This window comes from Burkholderia sp. SIMBA_051, assembly GCF_046534915.1.
GTDB classification, from domain to species: Bacteria; Pseudomonadota; Gammaproteobacteria; order Burkholderiales; family Burkholderiaceae; genus Burkholderia; species Burkholderia ambifaria.
On the sequence record NZ_JAWRXS010000148.1, the window covers coordinates 1 to 306 of the forward strand.

Genomic DNA, 306 nt, shown 5'->3' on the forward strand with positions numbered 1-306 from the left:
TCCTGCCGGCCTCGCGCCATTCCATACTTTTTGTTTCGAAATAAGCGACCCGAACTGATCTTATCAAACCTTTAGGTCAGGCCTAAAGTGCATTCGACAACGCTTGATTCGCAAATTCGTTGCAGCTTCATCCGCGGATTGCGCCCGCCACAGACCACAGACATTCAGGAGACATTCATGGCCAAGATGAGAGCCGTCGACGCAGCCGTGCTGGTGCTCGAAAAAGAAGGCATCGACACCGCATTCGGCGTTCCGGGCGCTGCGATCAACCCGTTCTACTCGGCCATGCGCAAGGCAGGCAATATC

1 protein-coding gene is annotated in these 306 nt (G+C 54.6%); it reads left to right on the forward strand.

Annotated elements, in window-relative coordinates; genetic code table 11:
- Positions 1–177: 177 nt before the first annotated feature.
- Positions 178–306, forward strand: a 129-nt coding sequence (locus tag SB771_RS33955) for a thiamine pyrophosphate-binding protein (RefSeq protein ID WP_410721910.1), incomplete at its 3' end; no start/stop codon positions are given.